Genomic DNA, 18,797 nt, shown 5'->3' with positions numbered 1-18,797 from the left:
AAGCCATGACAGATCCGATCACCTTTTCCGTCGTCCAGCTAGGCAAGTACCCGGCCACACGGACTCTGGGCCGAGAGGGCCGAGCGAGGCTTGACGACTTGCTTGAAGGCCGCTCGAACCTGGACTTGGTCATCGACTTTTCGGGCGTGGAGGTGATGAATATCAGTTTCACCGACGAGTTCCTCGGAAAGTTCCTCACCTCGCACGAGTTCTCGACGTCAGGGGCGACCGTCACGGTCACAGGCCTGAACGCCGACAACCGGTACTCCGTGCTGGTGTGTGTCGAGCGACGCAAGACGGCAGTGGTCGTACTCGAGGAAGACGGGACACTCTCCCTCATTGGCGATCCGATCCTCGCATCGACCTTCGACGCCGCGAAGGAGCTCCAGCACTTCAAGGCTGGCGACATAGGAGGCAGGTTGGCTCTTTCGTCACAGAACGCGAACAACAGGTTGAAACGACTTGCTGACGCCGGCGCGATCGCCAAGACCCAGGTAGTTGGATCCTCGCGGGGGGGTAAGGAGTTCGTGTACGGGGTTGTGGGCATGACTCGCCCGACCGCTCAACACCTCGCCACTTCTTGACTTGACCTGGGCATGTCGATGACCCACCCATGCGTCGGCTGGCGCCCACCGGCCTGGCAGGGGACGAGGAGATATCGGCCCCTGCCGAACCAAGCGCATTTCGGCAGCTCCCCAATGGCACGGCCTGACCGCCAACGAGATCTCGATGGCTTAGGTGTCACAAGGAGGCTCGTTGTGACCCACATCACCCGTCGCCAGTACGAATCCCTCGCCGAGGCCGCAGAGCGCACCGGTGTCAGCACGCGCACGCTTCGACGCCGCATCTCGTGCGGAGAACTCACCGCCTACCGGGCCGGCCCGCGGATCATCCGGCTCGACCCGGAGGACGTGGACCGGCTGCTCGTGCGAGTTCCGAACTTTCGCTGAACTCCCTTCAGCCGGAGGTGGGTTCGGCCGCTCGGGCCATCGCGGAGAGCGCGTCGGCGATCTGCCGGTCGCGTCCGGCCGCGGCGTGCTGGTAGCGCAGGGCGGCGTTGACGCTGCTGTGGCCGAGTCGCTGCTGGAGCTCGGCCAGGGTGGCGCCGGCCATGGCCGCCATCGTCGCGCCGGTGTGGCGCAGGTCGTGCAGGCGGAGGTCGGGTCTGCCGGCTGCGTCCCGGGACGTCCGCCAGGGCTTGTAGAGCGTGGACGGCTGGAGGTGCGCCTCGCCGTCCGTCCCCGGGAATACCAGGTCCTTGTCCCTGGGGCCAGTGAACGTGTCGAGGTGGTGCTGGAGCGCCGGAAGGAGGTGGGGAGGGACGGCGACCGTCCTCGTCCCTGCCGCGGACTTCGGCGTCCCCACGATCGCCTGCCCGTGGACCCACGAGACCGCCCGCTCCACCCGGATCGTTCCGCGCAGGACGTCCACGTCCCCCCTCCGCAGCTCGAGGACCTCACCTTGGCGGAGGGCGCACCAGGCGCAGACCAGGACGAGCGCGCGAAAGCGCTCCGGCATCGCCGCGACGATGAGGTCCAGCTCCGCGATCGAGGCCGGCCGGATGTCTCGCTCTCGAGGAGTGCTCGACCCGCCACGGAGGCGGCACGGGTTCGCGCTGATGAGGTCGTCACTGACTGCGCTGTTCATCATCGCCTTCAGCAGCGAGTAGGCCCGGGCCCGCACGGTCGGCTTGTCGGCCGGCATCGACGCCCACCAGGCCCGCACCGTGGCCGGCGTGATGTCGCCGATCTGCCGCCGGCCGAGCTCGGGCATCAGGTAGCGGCTGAGCAGGTGCTCGTAGCCCTCCCTGGTCTTCGGCTTCAGCTCGCGACCTGCCACCCAGGACGTCGCGAAGTGGGCGAAGGTCTCGACCACCTGCGGCGGAGGCGGTGGCTCCGGGCGCATCCACTCGCCGGTCATGATCTGGTAGCGCTGCATCCCCAGCCAGGCCTCGGCGTCGCCCTTGGTGAGGAAGGTGTCGGGGGCCTTCATCCGCTGGAAATCGGGAGCCATGTAGCTGGCCTGCCATCGTCCCGAGGGGAGCCTGCGCAGATGGCCGAATCCACGCCGGTTTCGCCGTGCCGGACTCATGACAACCTGGTTCCGGAACAGGCGCGTGCAATATACGTGCAGTAAATCTGTCCTGAAGCGTCCATCTCTGACCATCCATGTCCCCGACGCAGAAGCGTCTCTTGACCACATATTTGCAGGTCAATGGCATGAAGGCAATGATCAGGCGGTGGAGCTGACGAGGGGACTTGAACCCCTAACCCCCTGTTTACAAGACAGGTGCGCTACCAATTGCGCCACGCCAGCGGGTCCGCGGTGCGTCGCGGACAGCCCCGGAGTCTACGCGGAAAGGTGGGGTCGGCCTCGCGGGCACCGGCCTCGCCACGCCCGGCTCGTCAGGCCTCGAACCCCCCGCGTGCTGCCCGCGTGCGACAGCGTCCTATCCGTCAGGGAGAGGAGGTGTTGGCGTTGATGGCCGGTCCGCGCGTCCGGTCCCAGGGCGCCGCGAGGATCTCGCCGAGCACCGTGCCCGAGGCGATGGCGAGGAGCACCGCCCCGGCCCCCAGGAGCGTCGTGATGCCCGACTGGATCGACAGCGTCCCGGCCGCCCCGCCGCTCTGGGCGACGAGCTCGTAGAGGCCGCGGAAGATCGTCAGACCGGGCAGGAGCCCGAACGACGCGGGGATGACGACGACCATCGACGGCGCCCCGAACCGGTTCGCGACCACGCGACCCACGATCCCGAGCGCCACCGCCGCCACGCCGGTGGCCGTGATGACGCCGACGCCGAGCCCGCGGTTGAGCAGCCCCGCGGTCCCGGCGGCCGCCACCGCCAGCACCCCTGACACCAGGACCAGCCGGCGGCGGCTCTGCACCGTGACGGCACCGGCGAGGCCCACGACGAACGCTCCCCCGAGGGCCGCGAGCACGGCCGACTGGTCGGAACGCAGGTCGAGGACCGACGGCGACACGAAGTCGGACCCGACTGCCGTGGTGAGGGCGATGAGGGCGCTCAGCCCGCCGGCGACACCGATGACGATGCCGAGCAGCGACAGGAAGACCGCCAGCAGGCGTCCGGCACCGGTGAGCGGGAAGCCGAACAGCACGTCCTCGATGGCCGAGGCCATGGTCCGTCCCGGCAGCATCGCGACGATGCCGCCGGCCACGATGAAGGCGAAGTCGCGTTCTCGCAGACCGAGACCCGCAGCGGTGCTCAGCGCGTAGACACCCCCGGCGAGCAGCGTCGCGACGACGGCGTTGATCGCGTTGCCGTAGAACTCGGGCAGGTCGATGCGCGCGTGCAGCCTGCTCACGCCCGTAACCGCCAGCACCACCGCCACCGTCGCGACGGCCGCGAGCGCGGAGGCCCCGATCATCACGGCGACGGCCGACGCGAGGACGGCGTTGGCCGCCGAGACCGCCCACGCCGGGAAGTTGCGGCGGTGCCGCTTGATGGTGCGCAGCCGCTCCATCGCGGCCTCGGGCTCGATCTCGCCGGAGGTCAGCTGCTCCACGAGCTGGTGCACCGCGACGAGCCGCGCGTAGTCGTGGCGGTTGCTGCGCACCACGCGGAGGAGGGTGTGCGGCCGCCCGTCCGAGCTCGTCGCCTGCACCAGCAGCGACTGCAGCGTGATGTCGACCTCGACGAGGTCCACCCCGGCCGCCGCGGCGACGGCCGCCACGCTCCCCTGCACCTGCGGCGCACCGGCGCCGCACCGCAGCATCAGCTCGCCGACCCGGACGGCGAGGTCGAGGGCGGCGCGCAGCTTCGCGTCCTCGGCGGCCTGGTTCGGAATGCGGGTGTACCGGTACGGAGTTCGACGCAGGAGGTCGGCCATCGGCATCGGCTCGGTCGGCGAGTCTCCGAGGATGAGGCGCGCCCGGCGTTCGCGGGCCCGCTTGGCCTCGGGCGCTGAGGCCGCGGCGCCGCCCGCCGGAGTGGCCTCGCCCCCCGGGCGCTCGGGCCGCTCTCGCGGAGGACGCGGCGACGACCGCCGCTGACGAGGAGGCTTGGGGCCCAGCGGGTTCGGGGCACCGTCGGGCGGTCCGCTCCGATCGGGCAGAGGGCCGTCGGGTCGGGGATCGGGGGTGCTCACGGGATCCGGGCCACCTCGTCGACCCACGACGGGGCGCTCGTCTGGGGCCACCAGCTCGGGCCGCCGCCCGCCACGGCCGAGGCCACGAGGAGCGCCGACCCCACGAGGAGGATGCCCGCCGCCACCTGGGCGATCGTCGCCCCGGGCGTCACGCCGCGGACCATGCTCCGGCTCCCCCGTCGCAGGCTGGCGCCGCCGGGACCCCACCACGCGGTCAGGGCGGCGAAAACGCCTGCGGCAGAGAGGGGGACGACACCATCGGGGCTGACCTCACCACCGGTGAGACCACCCATGACCAGAGCCCCCGCGAACATCGCGCACACCCCCACGAGCAGGGGCAGCGCCATCGTGACGACACCCCCGACCGCCCCGATGACGAGGTGCCACGGGCTCGCCGCCACCGCCACCGCGACATCGCTGCCGCGCGGGCCGCGCTCGTGGCGGCGCATGACGAGCGAGGTGACCGACCGGTCGGCGGTGCGGGCCAGGACGACCCACCCGAGCAGGGCGAGCGCGGCGACCATCGGCGCCTTGGCCGTCAGCCCGGCGCACAGGGCGAGGAGCCCGAGCAGGGTGCCAGAGCGCGACGCGAGGCCGATGCGCGGGTCGCCCCAGCCGCCGTGGACGACGTCGTCACCCTCCTCCGCGGACCCCTCGCGGGCCACGGGGGCAGGTGGCGGCACGGGGTACCCCACCGGCGCGGGCGCACCGACGTACGGCGCCAGACCACGGTCAGTGGCCTCGGGTCGGCGGGCCTGTTCCCACCCGGGCGGCCCGGCCGGCCGGCCGGTGGTCACCATCGGCGGAGGGAGCGGGGACGGCGAGGGCGCCGGCAGTGCGTGGCCCGGCTGGGCCGCGAGCGCGGCGGCCCCGGCGCCGAGGACGGCTCCGCCCAGGACCGCCCCACCGCGCCCGCTCGACGCAGGAGCAGCAGCAGGCCGCGGCGACACCGGCAGCGCGGTGGTCGGCGGCGTCCGCAGCGCCTCGGTGGCCGGGCGCACCCGCCGCACCTCGATGGCCTCGGTGACCGGGGAACCGTGGGCGTACTGCTCGAGCGCCGCGACGACCTCGCCGTGGTGCGGCCGGTCGCCGGGGTACGGGGACAGCGCCGCGTAGAGGAGCGGCTCGATGCGGGGGTCGACGGCCTCGAGGTCGGGGTCGCCGGACGCCACCCGGGCCAGCACCGCGTCCATCGCCCCACGCCCGAAGGGCGGGTTGCCGCTGGCGGCGAACGCCGTGGTCGCCGCCCAGCCCCACCAGTCGGTGGCGGGCGTGACGTCGTCGCCGCCCACGACCTCCGGCGCGAGGTACCCGGGCGTGCCCATCACCAGGCCGGTCATCGTCAGGCGGATGTCGTCGGCGACGTGCGCGATGCCGAAGTCGATGAGGACGGGGTCGCCGTCGACGAGCAGGACGTTGCCCGGCTTGACGTCGCGGTGTACCACCCCGGCGGAGTGGATCACGTCGAGCGCCTCGGCCATCCCCGACGCCACCCGGTGCAGCTCGCCCGGAGGCAGCGGACCGCGGGCCCGGACGTGGTCATCGAGCGAGGGGCCGGGCACGTAGCGCGTGACGATGTAGGGGACCTCGCCGTCGACGTCGGCGTCGATGATCGGCGCGACCCGCGGGCTGCGGATCCGGCTCAGCGAGGTGACCTCGCGCGACAGGCGGGCGCGGGCATCCGGGTCGTGGGCCACGTGGGCCCGCAGCACCTTCACGGCCACGGCGCGCCCGTGCGCGTCGAGCCCGAGGTGGACCACGCCCATCCCGCCCTCGCCGAGCCGCTGCACGAGGCGGTAGGGACCCAGGCGCGCGTGCTCGCGCGGATCGTCGGTCCCCTCCCGCTCGAGGGCGTCGGCACTCATGCCTCCACGGTAGGACGTCAGTCTGGGTGCGCGCTGGACCCGGAGGTCACGAGTCGACCCCGAACAGCCCCGACTTCTTGCGGATCACCCACCCCGGAGGGCCTCCGAACGGGGTCCTGAGGTGGGTGATGCGCAAGAAGTCGGCAGGTGGAGCGGGGAGGCTCAGGACTGGATGTAGTCGCGCAGCTGGTCGCGCTCGGCCTGGAGGTCGCCGATCCGGTTCTTCACGACGTCACCGATGCTGACGATGGCGTGCAGCTGGCCGTCGACGACCACGGGGACGTGGCGGATGCGCCGCTCGGTCATCGCCGACTCGAGGTCGTCGAGGCTGTCGTCGAGGCTGCAGGTGTGCACGTCGGCGGTCATGATCTGCGACACCGGCGCGCCGAGGAGGTCGGCACCGTCGGTGTGGAGGTGGCGGACGATGTCGCGCTCGCTGACGATCCCGTGCACGGAGCCCCCGTCGTCGCTGACGACCACCGCGCCGATCCGGTGCTCCGAGAGCAGCGCCAGCAGCTCGGTCACCGTGGCGTCGGTGCGGACCGTCACCACCGACACATCACCCTTGCGCCTGACCACGTCCGAGATCCTCATGCCCCGACGATAGGGGCCACCCCGGCGACGCGCCAGAGAAGACCCCCGCCCGTGGGACCAGATCGTCCACGGTGCGACCTACCGGGCAGTAAGCGCTGCGATCACGACACCTCCTGCCCCGTAGCGCGCGACGAAGGCGAGGACGCCGCGGCGGCGGGGGCGCGACGTCAGCCGCGGTGCGGCGCCGCCCCGGTGGAGCCGCGCACGACGAGCTCGGGGCGGAAGACGTACTCGGCGCGCGGCGTGCCCTCGCCCCCGATCTCGTCGAGGAGCGCGCGGACCGCGGCATCGCCCATCGCCTCCACCGACTGCCGGATGGTGGTGAGCGGGGGGTCGGTGAACGCCATGATCGTCGAGTCGTCGTACCCGACCACCGACACCTCCCCCGGCACGGTCAGGCCCATCGAGCGGGCCTGGCGGATCGCCCCGAGCGCCATGAGGTCGGACCCGCAGATGATGGCCGTGGCGCCGCGCGAGATGAGCCGCCCGGCCGCCGCCGCCCCGCCCTCGAGGCTGAACACCGTGTGGGTGACCAGCCGGTCGAGGTGGGCGGGGTCGACCTCGAGGTGCTCGTGCATCGCCGCCCGGTAGCCGGCGACCTTGCGCACGACCGGCGTGTAGCGCTCCGGCCCGAGGGCCAGCCCGATCTCGGTGTGGCCGAGCTGCACGAGGTGGCTGACCGCCAGCCCCATCGAGGCGACGTCGTCGTTGGAGACGAACGGGGCGTCGAGGTCGGGAAGCGGGCCGTTCACCAGCACGATCGGCAGGCCGCGCTCGCGCAGCGACCGGTAGCGCGCGGGGTCGGAGGTCGCGTCGGCGTGCAGGCCCGAGAGGAAGATGATCCCGGAGACCCCGCGGTCGAGGAGCATCTGCACGTACTCGTCCTCGTGGACCCCGCCGGGCGTCTGGGTGCACAGCACCGGCGTGTAGCCCTCGGCCGCGAGCGCGGTCTCGATGACCTGCGCGAACGCCGGGAAGATCGGGTTGACCAGCTCGGGCATCACCAGGCCCACGAGCAGCGCGGACTTCGCCTTGAGCCGGGTCGGGCGGTCGTACCCGAGGACGTCGATGGCCGTGAGGACGGCCCGCTTCGTGGACTCGGAGACGCCCGGCCGGTCGTTGAGGACGCGGCTCACCGTGGCCTCGCTGACATCGGCCTGCGCCGCGATGTCGGCCAGGCGCGCGGACCGCGGCTCGTTCACCCGCGAACCGTAACAACGACGGGTGAGACGCACCTACCACTCGGCGGGCGTGGCACGGCATACTGGCGGAACCGCTTACACCGATGTGGGCGGGAGCTCCACCACCTTTACGACGGATCGTCCGGCACGTTCCTGCCGGTGAAGGAAGGCAATGACGCCATGGCAACTGTCAGATTCGACCAGGCCACCCGCCTCTACCCGGGGAACGACGTTCCCTCGGTCGACAAGCTGGACATCGACGTAGCCGACGGGGAGTTCCTCGTCCTCGTCGGTCCCTCCGGGTGTGGCAAGTCCACCTCGCTGCGCATGCTCGCCGGCCTCGAAGAGGTCAACGGCGGCAAGATCTGGATCGGTGACCGCGACGTCACCGACCTGTCGCCCAAGGACCGCGACGTGGCGATGGTGTTCCAGAACTACGCGCTCTACCCGCACATGACGGTCGCCGACAACATGGGCTTCGCCCTGAAGATCGCCGGCGTCGACAAGGGCGAGATCCGCAAGCGGGTCGACGAGGCCGCGGCCATCCTCGACCTCACCCAGTACCTCGAGCGCAAGCCGAAGGCCCTCTCCGGTGGCCAGCGCCAGCGCGTCGCGATGGGCCGTGCGATCGTCCGCAGCCCGCAGGTCTTCCTCATGGACGAGCCGCTGTCGAACCTCGACGCCAAGCTCCGCGTGCAGACCCGCACCCAGATCGCCTCGCTGCAGCGCCGCCTCGGCGTCACCACGGTCTACGTCACCCACGACCAGATCGAGGCCATGACGATGGGCGACCGCATCGCCCTGCTCAAGGACGGCATCCTCCAGCAGTGCGCGACCCCGCGCGAGATGTACGACAAGCCGAACAACGTCTTCGTCGCCGGCTTCATCGGCTCCCCGGCCATGAACCTCGTGTCCGTCCCCGTCACCGAGGACGGCGTGCAGTTCGGCAGCCACCGCCTGCCCGTCGACCGCTCGATCCTCGGCTCCACCGGTGGTCAGGTCATCGTCGGCATGCGTCCCGAGGACGTCGAGGTCACGACGAACGAGGACGGCCTCGAGCTGATCGTCGACGTCGTCGAGGAGCTCGGCGCCGACGCGTACGTCTACGCCACCCCCGCCAGCGAGAGCGTCAAGCTCGAGGGCGGCGACGACGGCCTCGCCAAGCCGTTCATCGCGCGCGTCGACGGCCGCAACGTGCCGGCCAAGGGCTCGAAGATCTACGTCTACCCGAACCCGAACCACATGCACGTCTTCGACGCGAAGTCCGGCGCCCGCCTCGGCTGACGCCCCGCGCACGAGAGCGACGCCCCGGACGAGTCTCGTCCGGGGCGTCGCCCGTTCCACCCACCCCCCGAGTGCGAGAGGCTGGGGCCATGGCCCTCGAGATCACCGCCGCCCGTCCCGACCCGGCGATGCTCGACCTCCCCTGGCGGATCCCGCTCGAGGAGTGGCCCGAGGAGCTCCTCGCCGCCCTCCCCCGCGGCATCTCCCGCCACGTCGTGCGCTTCGTGCGCCTCTCGGGCCGGGTCCTGGCCTTCAAGGAGATCAAGGCCGACATCGCCCGGCGCGAGTACGAGATGCTGCGCAACCTGGGCCGCCTCGGGATGCCGTGCGTCGAGCCGTTCGGGGTCGTCAGCGGACGTCTCGACCCCGACGGCGAGCCCCTCGACGCCGTCCTCATCACGCGGCACCTGCAGTTCTCCCTGCCCTACCGCGCGCTGTACAGCCAGAACCTGCGCGCCGGCACGGCCACCCGCCTCATCGACGCGCTCGCCGTCCTCCTCGTGCGCCTGCACCTGGCGGGGTTCTGGTGGGGCGACGTCTCCCTGTCCAACACCCTGTTCCGCCGTGATGCCGGGGCGTTCGCCGCGTACCTCGTGGACGCCGAGACAGGCGAGCTGCGCGACCGGCTGAGCAACGGCCAGCGCGAGCACGACCTCGAGATCGCCCGCGTCAACATCGCCGGCGAGCTGATGGACCTCGAGGCCGGCGGGATGCTCCACGAGGACCGCGACCCCATCGAGATCAGCGAACGGATCGTCACCCGCTACCGCGAGCTGTGGGACGAGCTGACCAGCTCGGAGATGATCGACGACACCGAGCGCTGGCGCGTGGAGGACCGCATCCGGCGGCTCAACGCCCTCGGCTTCGACGTCGACGAGCTGGAGATCACCACCGACATCGACGGTGCCTCGCTGCGGCTGCAGCCCAAGGTCGTCGACGCCGGGCACCACTCGCGGCGGCTGCTGCGGCTCACCGGGCTCGACGTCCGCGAGAACCAGGCCCGCCGCCTCCTCAACGACCTCGACGCGTTCACCGCCGGCACCGGTCGCCAGGGCGATGACGAGGAGATCGTCGCCCACGACTGGCTGACCCGGATCTACGAGCCGGTCACCCGCCGGGTGCCGCGCGACCTCACCGGCAAGCTCGAGCCCGCCGAGGTCTTCCACGAGGTGCTCGAGCACCGGTGGTACATGGCCGAGCGGGCCCAGCACGACATCCCCATCGAGGACGCCATCGCCGACTACATCTCCTCGGTCCTGCCGGGGAAGCCGTACGAGGAGTCGGTCGTCGGGGTCGACACGAGGGAGATGCCGGTCATCGCCGAGCGGCCGGGCCGGTCCTAGGATCGGGAGCGACGCACCACCGACACCCCGGGGGACCGATGACCGACCAGCCGCAGGACCCCGGACCGGGGCAGCCTCAGCCGCCTGTCCCTCCGCAGCAGCCGGGTCCGCCCCAGCCGCCCGCGCAGGCCGCTCCGCAGTGGTCGGCCCCGCAGCCGCCCAGCTACCCCCCGCCGCAGGCGAACCCCTATGGCGGGTACGCCCCGGCCCCCGCGTACGCCGGCCCGCCGCCGGTGTACCCCGGGTCGGTCGCGTACGTGGAGCAGCACTTCGGACGGGTCGCCGACTTCGGCCAGCGTGTGCTCGCGTCCATCGTCGACGCGCTGCTCAGCCTGGTCTCGCTCATCCCGATCTTCATCGCGATCCCGGTCGTCATCGCCAGCGTGCCCCGGCGCGTGGGTGGCTACGACCAGTACGGCTACCCGGTCATGGGCGAGACCGACACCGGCCTGCTGACCCTCGGCATCGTCCTCATGGTGGGCGGGTTCCTCCTCGGGTTCGCCATCAACCTGTGGAACCGCGTCTTCCGGATGGGGCGCACCGGCCAGAGCATCGGGAAGTCGGTCGTCGGGCTGCGGCTCGTCGACGCACAGACCGGGCAGCCGATCGGCGCGGGCCAGTGCTTCGTGCGCGAGCTGATGAGCCTGCTCATCAACCAGGTCGTCTACCTGTCCTACCTCTGGATGCTGTGGGACGAGAACAAGCAGACGCTCGCCGACAAGGTGGTGCACTCCACCGTCATCGTCGTGCCCAAGGGCTGACGCGAGGGCTGACGCGGCAGCGGGCTCAGGCCGGCGAGAGCCAGGTCCAGCCCGGGACGTTGCGGGCGACCGTGAACGCGACGAAGGCGACCGCCATCGCGGCGGGCAGCCAGCGCGGCGGGTCCCAGCGCAGCGGGGCCCCCCGCCATCGGGCGCGCGCCCACAGGACGAACAGCGCGACCAGCCCCAGGTAGATGAGCGGGGCGAGGGGGTTCCGGGCCATCATCCCCGCGACGTCGCCGTGGAGGGCGTCGTGGGTGGCGCGCAGCATCCCGCAGCCGGGGCAGTAGATGCCGGCGATCGCGTAGGTGGGGCAGACCGGGTAGTGCCCGGGGCTGTTGGGGTCGACCGCGGCGACGTACGCCGAGGCCGCGAGGGTCGTCGCCACGACGGCCCCCGGAACCAGGAGGCGGCGCCACCTCGACCCGTGGGTCGGGGGTGACACCGCCTCCTGGTGGACGATCATCCGGTCACGGAGAGGTCGTCGAGCCCGACAGCATGGTGAGGCCGCCGAGGAACACGATCCAGATGATGCCGAGGACGAGCAGCACCATGCCGATGATGCCGAGGATGCGGCCGATCTGGACGATCTGGCGGTTGGAGTAGCGACCCGGCTGGGCGTCGATCTCCTTCAGGGCGGTGTTGCCCATGACGAAGGCCGCGATGCCCAGGGGCGAGCAGCAGACCAGCGACAGGATGCCGAGGATGAGGATCGTCATCCCCTTCGGGTGCTCGATCTGGCCGCCACCCATGGGCGGCGGCGGGGCGCCGTAGGCGCCGCCACCGTCACCGGGGGGCGGGGGCGGCGGGGTGGATCCGTAGTCAGACATGTGAGTGTTCCCTCTCTCGACGTTCGTCGGGGACGTCGGTCCCCCAAGGGCCGGACGCGTCCGGCGCGCCGATCCTCGCACAGCAGCGCGTCGCGCCGCGAGCATTCGCGCCGGTGGGCCGGGCCGCGTCGTGCGGCCCGCCCTCCACCGACAGCCGGTGGGAGGGAACGGGCGTCAGCCGCGCCGGCGGCGGGCGATCTCGTAGAGCGTGACACCCGTGGCGATGCCGGCGTTGAGCGACTCGGTCGCCGCGTGCATGGGGATCGACACGATCTGGTCGCAGGTCTCGCGCACGAGGCGCGACAGGCCCTTGCCCTCGGAGCCCACGACGACGACGAGCGGCTCGGAGGCGAGCTCGAGGTCGGGGAGCTCGACGTCGCCGTCCATGTCGAGGCCGATGACGAAGAAGCCGGCCTTGCGGTAGTCCTCGAGGGCCCGGTTGAGGTTGGTGGCCTGGGCGACCGGGACGCGCGCGGCCGCGCCCGCCGAGGTCTTCCACGCCGACGCGGTCATCCCGGCCGAGCGCCGGCTCGGCACGACGACGCCGTGCCCGCCGAACGCCCCGACGGAGCGGACGATGGCACCGAGGTTGCGCGGGTCGGTGATGCCGTCGAGCGCCACGACGAGCGGGATGCCCGGGGCCTCGGGGTCGATGAAGTCGTTCGGGTGCGCGTACTCGTACGGTGGCACCTGCACGGCCAGGCCCTGGTGGACCGAGCCGTCGGTGAGCCGGTCGAGCTCACCGCGCGGGGTCTCCAGGATCGGGATGCCGCGCTCGGTGGCGGTCTTGAGCGCCTCGCGGACGCGGTCGTCGCTGTCGATCCGGCCGGCCACGTAGAGCGTGGTGGCGGGGACGTCGGCCCGCAGCGCCTCGACGACGGCGTTGCGCCCGGCGACGATCTCGCTGCTCGCCTTCTCGCGGCGGGTGCTCGTGCGGCCACCCGTCCCCCGGCTGGACCCGCCAGCGGCCTTGTGGGCCTTGTGGTTGGGGCGGTCCGCGGCCTTGGGCGTGGGGCCCTTGCCCTCGAGCCCGCGGCGGCGCTGGCCGCCCGACCCGACGGTGGGGCCCTTCTTGCTGCCCTTGCGGATCGCTCCGCGGCGCTGGCTGTTTCCTGGCATCTCTTACTCTCCCTTGCCGCGGACGAGGGACCAGCGGGCCCCTGCGGCAGTGTCTTCAAGCGCGATGCCGGCCGCAGCCAGCTCGACGCGGATGGCGTCGGCGGTCTCGTAGTCGCGCGCCGACCGCGCGTGTGCCCGGGCCCTGATGCGCTCCTGGACGAGGGCGTCCAGGGCGACGAGGGCGTCGTGTCCCGAGGAGTCGCCGGCCGACCACGCGGGGTCGAACGGGTTGACGCCCAGGACGTCGGTCATGGCGATGACGGTGCGCGCGATGGTGGCGGCGTCCTCGTGGTCGCCGTCGTCGAGGGCGGTGTTGCCCGCCCGGACGGTCTCGTGGATGACGGCGAGCGCGCCGGAGACGCCGAGGTCGTCATCCATGGAGTCGCGGAACTCGGCGGGCAGCTCCTCGTCACCGGTGGGGGTGGCGGTGGTGATCCCGGGCAGCGCGCGGTGGAGGAAGCCCTCGATCCGCTCGACGGCGGTGTCGGCCTCCTCGATCGACCCCTCGTGGAACTCGATCATCGAGCGGTAGTGGGCCGCCGTGAGGTAGTAGCGCACGGCCAGCGGGCGGTGGCTCTTGACGACCTCACTGACCCGCAGCGAGTTGCCGAGCGACTTGCTCATCTTCTCGCCGCCCATGGTCACCCAGGCGTTGTGCAGCCAGTAGTTGGCGAACCCGAGCCCGGCCGAGCGCGACTGCGCCATCTCGTTCTCGTGGTGCGGGAAGCGCAGGTCGACGCCGCCGCCGTGGATGTCGAAGGTGTCGCCGAGGTACTTGCGCGCCATCGCCGAGCACTCGAGGTGCCAGCCGGGGCGGCCGGTGCCGAACGGGGTGGGCCAGCTCGCGGTCTCGGGCTCGTCGGCCTTGCGGCCCTTCCAGAGGGCGAAGTCGCGCGGGTCGCGCTTGCCGCGCGGGTCGGCGTCCTCGGCGTCGACCATGTCGTCGACCTTCTGGTGGGTGAGCTCGCCGTAGGCGGGCCAGCTGCGGACGTCGAAGTACACGTCGCCGCTGCCGTCCTGCGCGGCGTAGGCGTGGCCTCGCTCGATGAGCGTCTCCATCAGGGTGACCATCTCGGGGACGTGGCCGGTGGCGCGCGGCTCGTAGCTGGGGGGCAGGACGCCGAGGGCCGTGAGGGCTGCCGCGGTCTCGACCTCGTTGCGGTACGACAGGGCGAACCACTGCTCGCCGCTGTCGGTGGACTTGGCGAGGATCTTGTCGTCGATGTCGGTGACGTTGCGGACCAGCGTGACCTCGAGGCCGTGACCGCGCGTCATCCAGCGGCGCAGGACGTCGAAGGCGACGGCGAAGCGGACGTGTCCCAGGTGCGGCGGTGCCTGCGTCGTGAGCCCACAGATGTAGATCCCCGCCTTGCCGGGCACGACGGGGACGAAGTCACGCAGCTCGCGCGTGAGGGAGTCGAAAAGCCTGAGGGTCACCCGCGCAAGGCTACCGGCGCGAGGCCCACCCCCTTGAATCCGCGGTTGCCGGGGCCTCCACCCCTTTCCGCGCGGGTGGAGGTTCCGCGCCGTCGCGGTGACGGCGCGGAACTTCCACGAGAGCGCGGACACATCCACGCCCATCAGGAAGTTGCGCGCCATCAAGGGGAGGGCGCGGACGTTCCCTCGGGTCCCGGCCGGCCCTGTGGATGACGGCGCCGGTGAGTCGCCCCGAACCGCCACGATCGGAGGATGAGCGACACCCTCCTTGCCGTCGCCGCCGGGCTGGGCGGCGTGCTCGCCACGCGCGACGCCACGCGCCTCGACGTCGACCCCAACGGGCTCGCGGCGCTCGTGACGGCCGGCGAGCTCGTCCACGTCCGTCGCGGCGCCTATGTCCTGGGTCAGCGATGGAACGACGCCACCCCGGAGCAGCGGCTGGGTCTGCGCACCCGCGCCGTCCTTCGGGCCCGGGCTGGGGCATCCGAGGCTGCCAGCCACCAGAGCGCCCTGGCGTTGCACGGGCTGCCGCTGCACGGGTGCCCGACCGATGTCGTCGACCTGAGCGGCGACGTCGCCCGCACGCGGAACCGCACGGGGTTGCGCGTCCACCCGACCGATGACGCGCTACCCGTCATCGACCTCGGCGGGTGCCGCGCACTGGGCATCGTCACGGCACTGGTGCAGGTTGGGCTCCGCCACGGCCGCGACGCGTTCGTCGTGCCCGGTGATGCCGCACTCGCCCGGGGCGATCTGCCGCTGGCCCTGGTGTCCGAGACGATCTCCCGACTCGGCGGGTCGACCCGACGGGCCGTCCGCGCGCACCGGTGGCTGCAGCTCCTCGACGCCGCGAGCGAGTCGCCCGGTGAGAGCCGGACCCGGCTGCTGCTCCGCGACCTGGGTTACGTGATGCAGAGCCAGGCGCCCATCGAGGACGCGCCCGGCCACGTCGTGGCCAGGGTCGACTTCCTCGTCGGCGTCGACGTGGTCGTCGAGTTCGACGGGGTGGTCAAGTACGGCGGAGCGGACGGCCGCGCCGCGCTGGCCGCTGAGAAGGCTCGAGAGGATCTGCTCCGGGCCCTCGGGTACGAGGTGGTCCGGCTGGTCTGGGCGGACCTGGACCGACCTCGGGTCGTCGACGCCAAGGTGCGCGCCGCCATCGCCCGCGCCAAGGCACGCCTCGCCGCGTCCGCCTGACCCCTCGAGTCCGTTCCCGCATCAGCGGAACGTCTGCGCCACCACGGTGACGGCGCGGAACTTCCGTCAGGGCTCGGCTACATGTGCGTCGTGCCGGAACTTCTGCGACGTCACAGGGAAGGCGCGGAACCTCGCGCCAGGGGCCTCAGAGGTGGTCGGTGAAGAAGGCGGCGACCTCGTCGGCGTGCTCGGCGATGTAGGCGTAGCCCTCGTAGCGCCCGGTCGACGGGTAGCGCACCAGCGGGAGCACCTTCGGGCTGGCGGCGACCATGTCCTCGACGTCGGCCATCGTGCCCCACGGGTCGCCGGTGCCCTGGACGTACTTGAGCACGGTGCCGGTGAGCTGCCGGGCCGCCGCGGCGGGGTTCGCGCGGCTCGGGCGCGGCGCCCGCGCCATCGCGTAGGCCCAGTCCGTGGGGTGGAGGATCTGGGGACCGAGCGGGCCGAGGTGGTCACGGGCGAACCGGGAGATGAAGGTGCCCGCCCGGTTCGGCTGGATGAGCAGCATCGCCGGCAGCGGCTGGATGAAGGGCGCGGCCTCGAGCGCGGTGTTGCCGCCCATCGAGGTGCCGAGCACGCCGACGCGCACCGGGTCGACCTCCGGCCGCCCGCGCACGTACGACATCGCGCCGATGAGGTCGCGGGCCTCCCAGGCGCCGAACGTCATCGGCCGCCGCGACCCGCTCCGGCCGTGGTTGCTGAGGTCGAACAGGAGCACGTGCATCCCGGCCTCGTGCACGGCCCGCACGGCGGTGAGGAAGTCGACGTCACGGTCGGCGAACGGCACGAGCCCGCCGACGTTGCCCGCCCGGTTCCACAGCCAGCCGTGCACGAACACCACGGCGGGGCCCGGCCCCGCGCCCTCGGCCGGCACGAACCAGCCCTTCAGCGGCACGCCGTCGGCGGCGGCGAAGGCGACGTCCTCGAAGGCCAGGCCGACGTCGGCCGGGCTGCGGGTGAGGGGCTGGCGCTGCCCCACGACCATCAGCTTCGTCAGGGCGAGGGGCCGCGGGAGCTTCATGTCCGCGATCCTCCGGCACCGGAACCCGTGGCGCCAGCACCGACCACGGGGCGACCTCGCCGGCTGGTCCCGCCCGTGACGCGGTTGTCCGGGCTCGGCGCAGGTGTACCTGCGCCACAGCGGGACAACCGCGTCATCGATGGTGCGGTGGCCTCAGTGGCCGCGGGTGAGCCACTCCTGCAGGTGCGGGGCCTCGTCGCCGATGCGGGTCGGGTCGCCGTGGCCGGTGAGGACGACGGTCTCCTCGGGCAGCGACAGCAGCCGCGTGCGGATCGACTCGACGATCGTCGGGAAGTCGCTGTGCGAGCGCCCGGTCGCGCCGGGTCCGCCGTTGAACAGGGTGTCGCCCGACAGGAGGACGCCCAGGGCCGGCACGTGGAGGCACACCGCACCGGGCGCGTGACCGGGCGTGTGGAGCACGCGCACCTCGACGTCGCCGACGGTGAACACCTGACCGTCGGCCAGCTCGCCGTCGGGCTCCCACGACTGCGACTGGTCCCAGAGCACGCGGTCGTCGGGGTGCAGGTGGACCCGCGTCCCGGTCGCCTCGCGCACCGCCGCGGCCGCGTTGACGTGGTCGTTGTGCCCGTGGGTGCAGACGAGCGCGACGACCTCCCGTCCCGCCACCGCCTCGATGACGGCCGCCGCGTCGTGCGCCGCGTCGACCACGAGCACGGAGGTGTCGTCGCCGACGAGCCAGACGTTGTTGTCGACCTCCCACGACCCGCCGTCGAGCTCGAACACCCCTGACGTCACGACCCGTTCGACCCGCACCCCACCGGGCGAGGTCGGCACCGGCACCCCGATGTCGGCGGTCACGCGCCACCCTCCATCACGACGACCGAGCGCAGGACGTCGCCGCCGTGCATCTTGTCGAAGGCCGCCTCGAGGTCACCGATGCCGATCTTCTCGGTGACGAACGCGTCGAGCGGGAAGCGTCCCTGGCGGTAGAGGTCGACGAGCATCGGGAAGTCGCGCGAGGGCAGGCAGTCGCCGTACCAGCTCGACTTCAGTGCGCCGCCCCGACCGAAGATCTCGATCATCGGCAGGGTGACCTGCTTGTCCGGGGTCGGGACGCCGACGAGGACGACGGTGCCGGCGAGGTCGCGGGCGTAGAAGGCCTGCTCGTACGTCTCCGGACGGCCGACCGCCTCGACGACGACGTCGGCGCCGTGGCCACCGGTGAGGGCGCGGATCGCCTCGACGGGGTCCTGCGACGACGAGTCGACGGTGTGCGTCGCGCCGAGGGCCTTCGCCGTCTCGAGCTTTCGCGGGTCGATGTCGACGGCGATGATCGTCGTCGCGCCGGCGACCTTGGCCCCGGCGATCGCCGCGCAGCCGACGCCACCGCAGCCGATGACGGCGATCGAGTCGCCACGGCCCACGCCTCCGGTGTTGACCGCCGCACCGAACCCGGCCATCACGCCGCAGCCGAGCAGGCCCACGGCTGCGGCCTCGGCGTCGCGGTCGACCTTGGTGCACTGGCCGGCGGCGACGAGCGTCTTCTCGATGAACGCGCCGATGCCGAGGGCGGGGCTCAGCTCGGTGCCGTCGGTGAGCGTCATCCGCTGCTTCGCGTTGTGGGTGGCGAAGCAGTACCAGGGCTTGCCCTTGAGGCAGGCGCGGCACTGCCCGCACACCGCGCGCCAGTTGAGGATGACGAAGTCGCCCGGGGCGACGTCGGTGACGCCCTCGCCCACGGCCTCGACCGTGCCGGCGGCCTCGTGCCCGAGGAGGAAGGGGAACTCGTCGTTGATGCCGCCCTCGCGGTAGTGCAGGTCGGTGTGGCAGACCCCGCAGGCCTCGACCCGGACCACGGCCTCGCCCGGTCCGGGGTCGGGGACGACGACGTCGACGAGCTCGACCTCGGCACCCTTGGCTCGGGCGATGACGCCCTTGACGGTCTGCGGCACGGTTCCTCCTGCGATCGGCACGGACTGCGACGGCGCCACGAGGCCGCGGCGCGCTCGGTCGCCACGCTAGCCGCGCTCCGTCCTCCGCTGGTAGCCGCCGGGACGCCCGGTGGCCCGAGACCCTCGCCCCGCGCACGCGATCGCCG

At 72.2% G+C, this 18,797-nt stretch carries 18 protein-coding genes and 1 tRNA gene; 6 read left to right on the top strand and 13 right to left on the bottom strand.

Annotated elements, in window-relative coordinates; genetic code table 11:
• Window positions 1–5: 5 nt before the first annotated feature.
• On the top strand, window positions 6–584 hold the full coding sequence (locus ACFLFB_RS02930; RefSeq protein WP_392544209.1) for an STAS-like domain-containing protein: 579 nt from the start codon (window positions 6–8) through the stop codon (window positions 582–584).
• Between the two features lie 174 nt (window positions 585–758).
• Window positions 759–950 carry an excisionase family DNA-binding protein gene (locus ACFLFB_RS02925; protein WP_392544208.1) on the top strand — a complete coding sequence of 64 codons (192 nt, stop codon included), beginning with the start codon at window positions 759–761 and terminating at the stop codon, window positions 948–950.
• Between the two features lie 7 nt (window positions 951–957).
• Here ACFLFB_RS02925 and ACFLFB_RS02920 read toward each other — a convergent pair whose 3' ends face one another.
• The 6 genes from ACFLFB_RS02920 to ACFLFB_RS02895 form a co-directional block, all read right to left on the bottom strand.
• A complete protein-coding gene (locus ACFLFB_RS02920; RefSeq protein ID WP_392544207.1) occupies window positions 958–2,013 on the bottom strand; it encodes a tyrosine-type recombinase/integrase in 1,056 nt (351 codons plus the stop codon).
• Window positions 2,014–2,240: 227 nt separating this feature from the next.
• A tRNA-Thr gene (locus ACFLFB_RS02915) sits at window positions 2,241–2,316 on the bottom strand.
• A 140-nt stretch (window positions 2,317–2,456) separates the two neighbouring features.
• Window positions 2,457–3,848, bottom strand: a complete 1,392-nt coding sequence (locus ACFLFB_RS02910) for a threonine/serine exporter ThrE family protein (RefSeq protein WP_392544206.1) — start codon at window positions 3,846–3,848, stop codon at window positions 2,457–2,459.
• A gap of 254 nt (window positions 3,849–4,102) precedes the next feature.
• Window positions 4,103–5,971, bottom strand: a complete 1,869-nt coding sequence (locus tag ACFLFB_RS02905; protein ID WP_392544205.1) for a serine/threonine-protein kinase — start codon at window positions 5,969–5,971, stop codon at window positions 4,103–4,105.
• A gap of 162 nt (window positions 5,972–6,133) precedes the next feature.
• Window positions 6,134–6,565, bottom strand: coding sequence for a CBS domain-containing protein (locus tag ACFLFB_RS02900; protein WP_392544204.1), 432 nt, complete (start codon window positions 6,563–6,565; stop codon window positions 6,134–6,136).
• A 167-nt stretch (window positions 6,566–6,732) separates the two neighbouring features.
• The gene (locus tag ACFLFB_RS02895; RefSeq protein ID WP_392544203.1) at window positions 6,733–7,767 is read right to left on the bottom strand and encodes a LacI family DNA-binding transcriptional regulator; all 1,035 of its coding nucleotides are present in this window, start codon (window positions 7,765–7,767) and stop codon (window positions 6,733–6,735) included.
• A gap of 159 nt (window positions 7,768–7,926) precedes the next feature.
• On the opposite strand from ACFLFB_RS02895, the gene ACFLFB_RS02890 reads away from it, so the two are divergent.
• The 3 genes from ACFLFB_RS02890 (at window position 7,927) to ACFLFB_RS02880 (ending at window position 11,134) form a co-directional block, all read left to right on the top strand.
• The gene (locus ACFLFB_RS02890; RefSeq protein WP_392544202.1) at window positions 7,927–9,030 is read left to right on the top strand and encodes an ABC transporter ATP-binding protein; all 1,104 of its coding nucleotides are present in this window, start codon (window positions 7,927–7,929) and stop codon (window positions 9,028–9,030) included.
• A gap of 89 nt (window positions 9,031–9,119) precedes the next feature.
• A complete protein-coding gene (locus tag ACFLFB_RS02885; protein ID WP_392544201.1) occupies window positions 9,120–10,373 on the top strand; it encodes a DUF4032 domain-containing protein in 1,254 nt (417 codons plus the stop codon).
• A gap of 38 nt (window positions 10,374–10,411) precedes the next feature.
• Window positions 10,412–11,134, top strand: a complete 723-nt coding sequence (locus ACFLFB_RS02880; protein WP_392544200.1) for an RDD family protein — start codon at window positions 10,412–10,414, stop codon at window positions 11,132–11,134.
• A 25-nt stretch (window positions 11,135–11,159) separates the two neighbouring features.
• Here the strand turns inward: ACFLFB_RS02880 and ACFLFB_RS02875 are convergent, their stop codons facing one another.
• The 4 genes from ACFLFB_RS02875 to cysS all read right to left on the bottom strand — a co-directional run bounded on the left by ACFLFB_RS02875 (window position 11,160) and on the right by cysS (window position 14,520).
• Window positions 11,160–11,600 carry a DUF2752 domain-containing protein gene (locus ACFLFB_RS02875; RefSeq protein WP_392544199.1) on the bottom strand — a complete coding sequence of 147 codons (441 nt, stop codon included), beginning with the start codon at window positions 11,598–11,600 and terminating at the stop codon, window positions 11,160–11,162.
• 4 nt (window positions 11,601–11,604) lie between these two features.
• Window positions 11,605–11,964, bottom strand: a complete 360-nt coding sequence (locus ACFLFB_RS02870) for a CD225/dispanin family protein (RefSeq protein ID WP_392544198.1) — start codon at window positions 11,962–11,964, stop codon at window positions 11,605–11,607.
• 174 nt (window positions 11,965–12,138) lie between these two features.
• Window positions 12,139–13,083, bottom strand: a complete 945-nt coding sequence (gene rlmB / locus ACFLFB_RS02865) for a 23S rRNA (guanosine(2251)-2'-O)-methyltransferase RlmB (protein ID WP_392544197.1) — start codon at window positions 13,081–13,083, stop codon at window positions 12,139–12,141.
• A 3-nt stretch (window positions 13,084–13,086) separates the two neighbouring features.
• Window positions 13,087–14,520, bottom strand: a complete 1,434-nt coding sequence (cysS, locus tag ACFLFB_RS02860) for a cysteine--tRNA ligase (RefSeq protein WP_392544196.1) — start codon at window positions 14,518–14,520, stop codon at window positions 13,087–13,089.
• 252 nt (window positions 14,521–14,772) lie between these two features.
• Between cysS and ACFLFB_RS02855 the strand changes: the two genes are divergently transcribed.
• Window positions 14,773–15,717, top strand: coding sequence for a hypothetical protein (locus ACFLFB_RS02855; RefSeq protein ID WP_392544195.1), 945 nt, complete (start codon window positions 14,773–14,775; stop codon window positions 15,715–15,717).
• Window positions 15,718–15,862: 145 nt separating this feature from the next.
• Here ACFLFB_RS02855 and ACFLFB_RS02850 read toward each other — a convergent pair whose 3' ends face one another.
• From ACFLFB_RS02850 to ACFLFB_RS02840, 3 genes are all read right to left on the bottom strand, one after another.
• Window positions 15,863–16,738, bottom strand: coding sequence for an alpha/beta hydrolase (locus ACFLFB_RS02850; protein ID WP_392544194.1), 876 nt, complete (start codon window positions 16,736–16,738; stop codon window positions 15,863–15,865).
• Between the two features lie 153 nt (window positions 16,739–16,891).
• A complete protein-coding gene (locus ACFLFB_RS02845; protein ID WP_392544193.1) occupies window positions 16,892–17,557 on the bottom strand; it encodes an MBL fold metallo-hydrolase in 666 nt (221 codons plus the stop codon).
• Window positions 17,554–18,651: an S-(hydroxymethyl)mycothiol dehydrogenase gene (locus ACFLFB_RS02840; RefSeq protein WP_392544192.1), complete on the bottom strand. Its 1,098-nt coding sequence runs from the start codon at window positions 18,649–18,651 to the stop codon at window positions 17,554–17,556. Before ACFLFB_RS02840 ends, ACFLFB_RS02845 begins: the two co-directional genes overlap by 4 nt.
• Window positions 18,652–18,797 lie beyond the last annotated feature (146 nt).

The organism is Oryzobacter telluris (genome assembly GCF_043099285.1).
Classification (GTDB): Bacteria; Actinomycetota; Actinomycetes; order Actinomycetales; family Dermatophilaceae; genus Oryzobacter; species Oryzobacter telluris.
This window is presented reverse-complemented; position numbering and strand designations above follow the sequence as displayed.

Coding starts and splice junctions, on each gene's coding strand:
- ACFLFB_RS02920 (WP_392544207.1), bottom strand. CDS start 2,013: ATGGCTCCCGATTTCCAGCGGATGAAGGCCCCCGACACCTTCCTCACC.
- ACFLFB_RS02930 (WP_392544209.1), top strand. CDS start 6: ATGACAGATCCGATCACCTTTTCCGTCGTCCAGCTAGGCAAGTACCCG.
- ACFLFB_RS02910 (WP_392544206.1), bottom strand. CDS start 3,848: ATGGCCGACCTCCTGCGTCGAACTCCGTACCGGTACACCCGCATTCCG.
- ACFLFB_RS02880 (WP_392544200.1), top strand. CDS start 10,412: ATGACCGACCAGCCGCAGGACCCCGGACCGGGGCAGCCTCAGCCGCCT.
- ACFLFB_RS02890 (WP_392544202.1), top strand. CDS start 7,927: ATGGCAACTGTCAGATTCGACCAGGCCACCCGCCTCTACCCGGGGAAC.
- ACFLFB_RS02855 (WP_392544195.1), top strand. CDS start 14,773: ATGAGCGACACCCTCCTTGCCGTCGCCGCCGGGCTGGGCGGCGTGCTC.
- ACFLFB_RS02905 (WP_392544205.1), bottom strand. CDS start 5,971: ATGAGTGCCGACGCCCTCGAGCGGGAGGGGACCGACGATCCGCGCGAG.
- ACFLFB_RS02870 (WP_392544198.1), bottom strand. CDS start 11,964: ATGTCTGACTACGGATCCACCCCGCCGCCCCCGCCCCCCGGTGACGGT.
- rlmB (WP_392544197.1), bottom strand. CDS start 13,083: ATGCCAGGAAACAGCCAGCGCCGCGGAGCGATCCGCAAGGGCAGCAAG.
- ACFLFB_RS02885 (WP_392544201.1), top strand. CDS start 9,120: ATGGCCCTCGAGATCACCGCCGCCCGTCCCGACCCGGCGATGCTCGAC.
- ACFLFB_RS02875 (WP_392544199.1), bottom strand. CDS start 11,600: ATGATCGTCCACCAGGAGGCGGTGTCACCCCCGACCCACGGGTCGAGG.
- ACFLFB_RS02900 (WP_392544204.1), bottom strand. CDS start 6,565: ATGAGGATCTCGGACGTGGTCAGGCGCAAGGGTGATGTGTCGGTGGTG.
- ACFLFB_RS02850 (WP_392544194.1), bottom strand. CDS start 16,738: ATGAAGCTCCCGCGGCCCCTCGCCCTGACGAAGCTGATGGTCGTGGGG.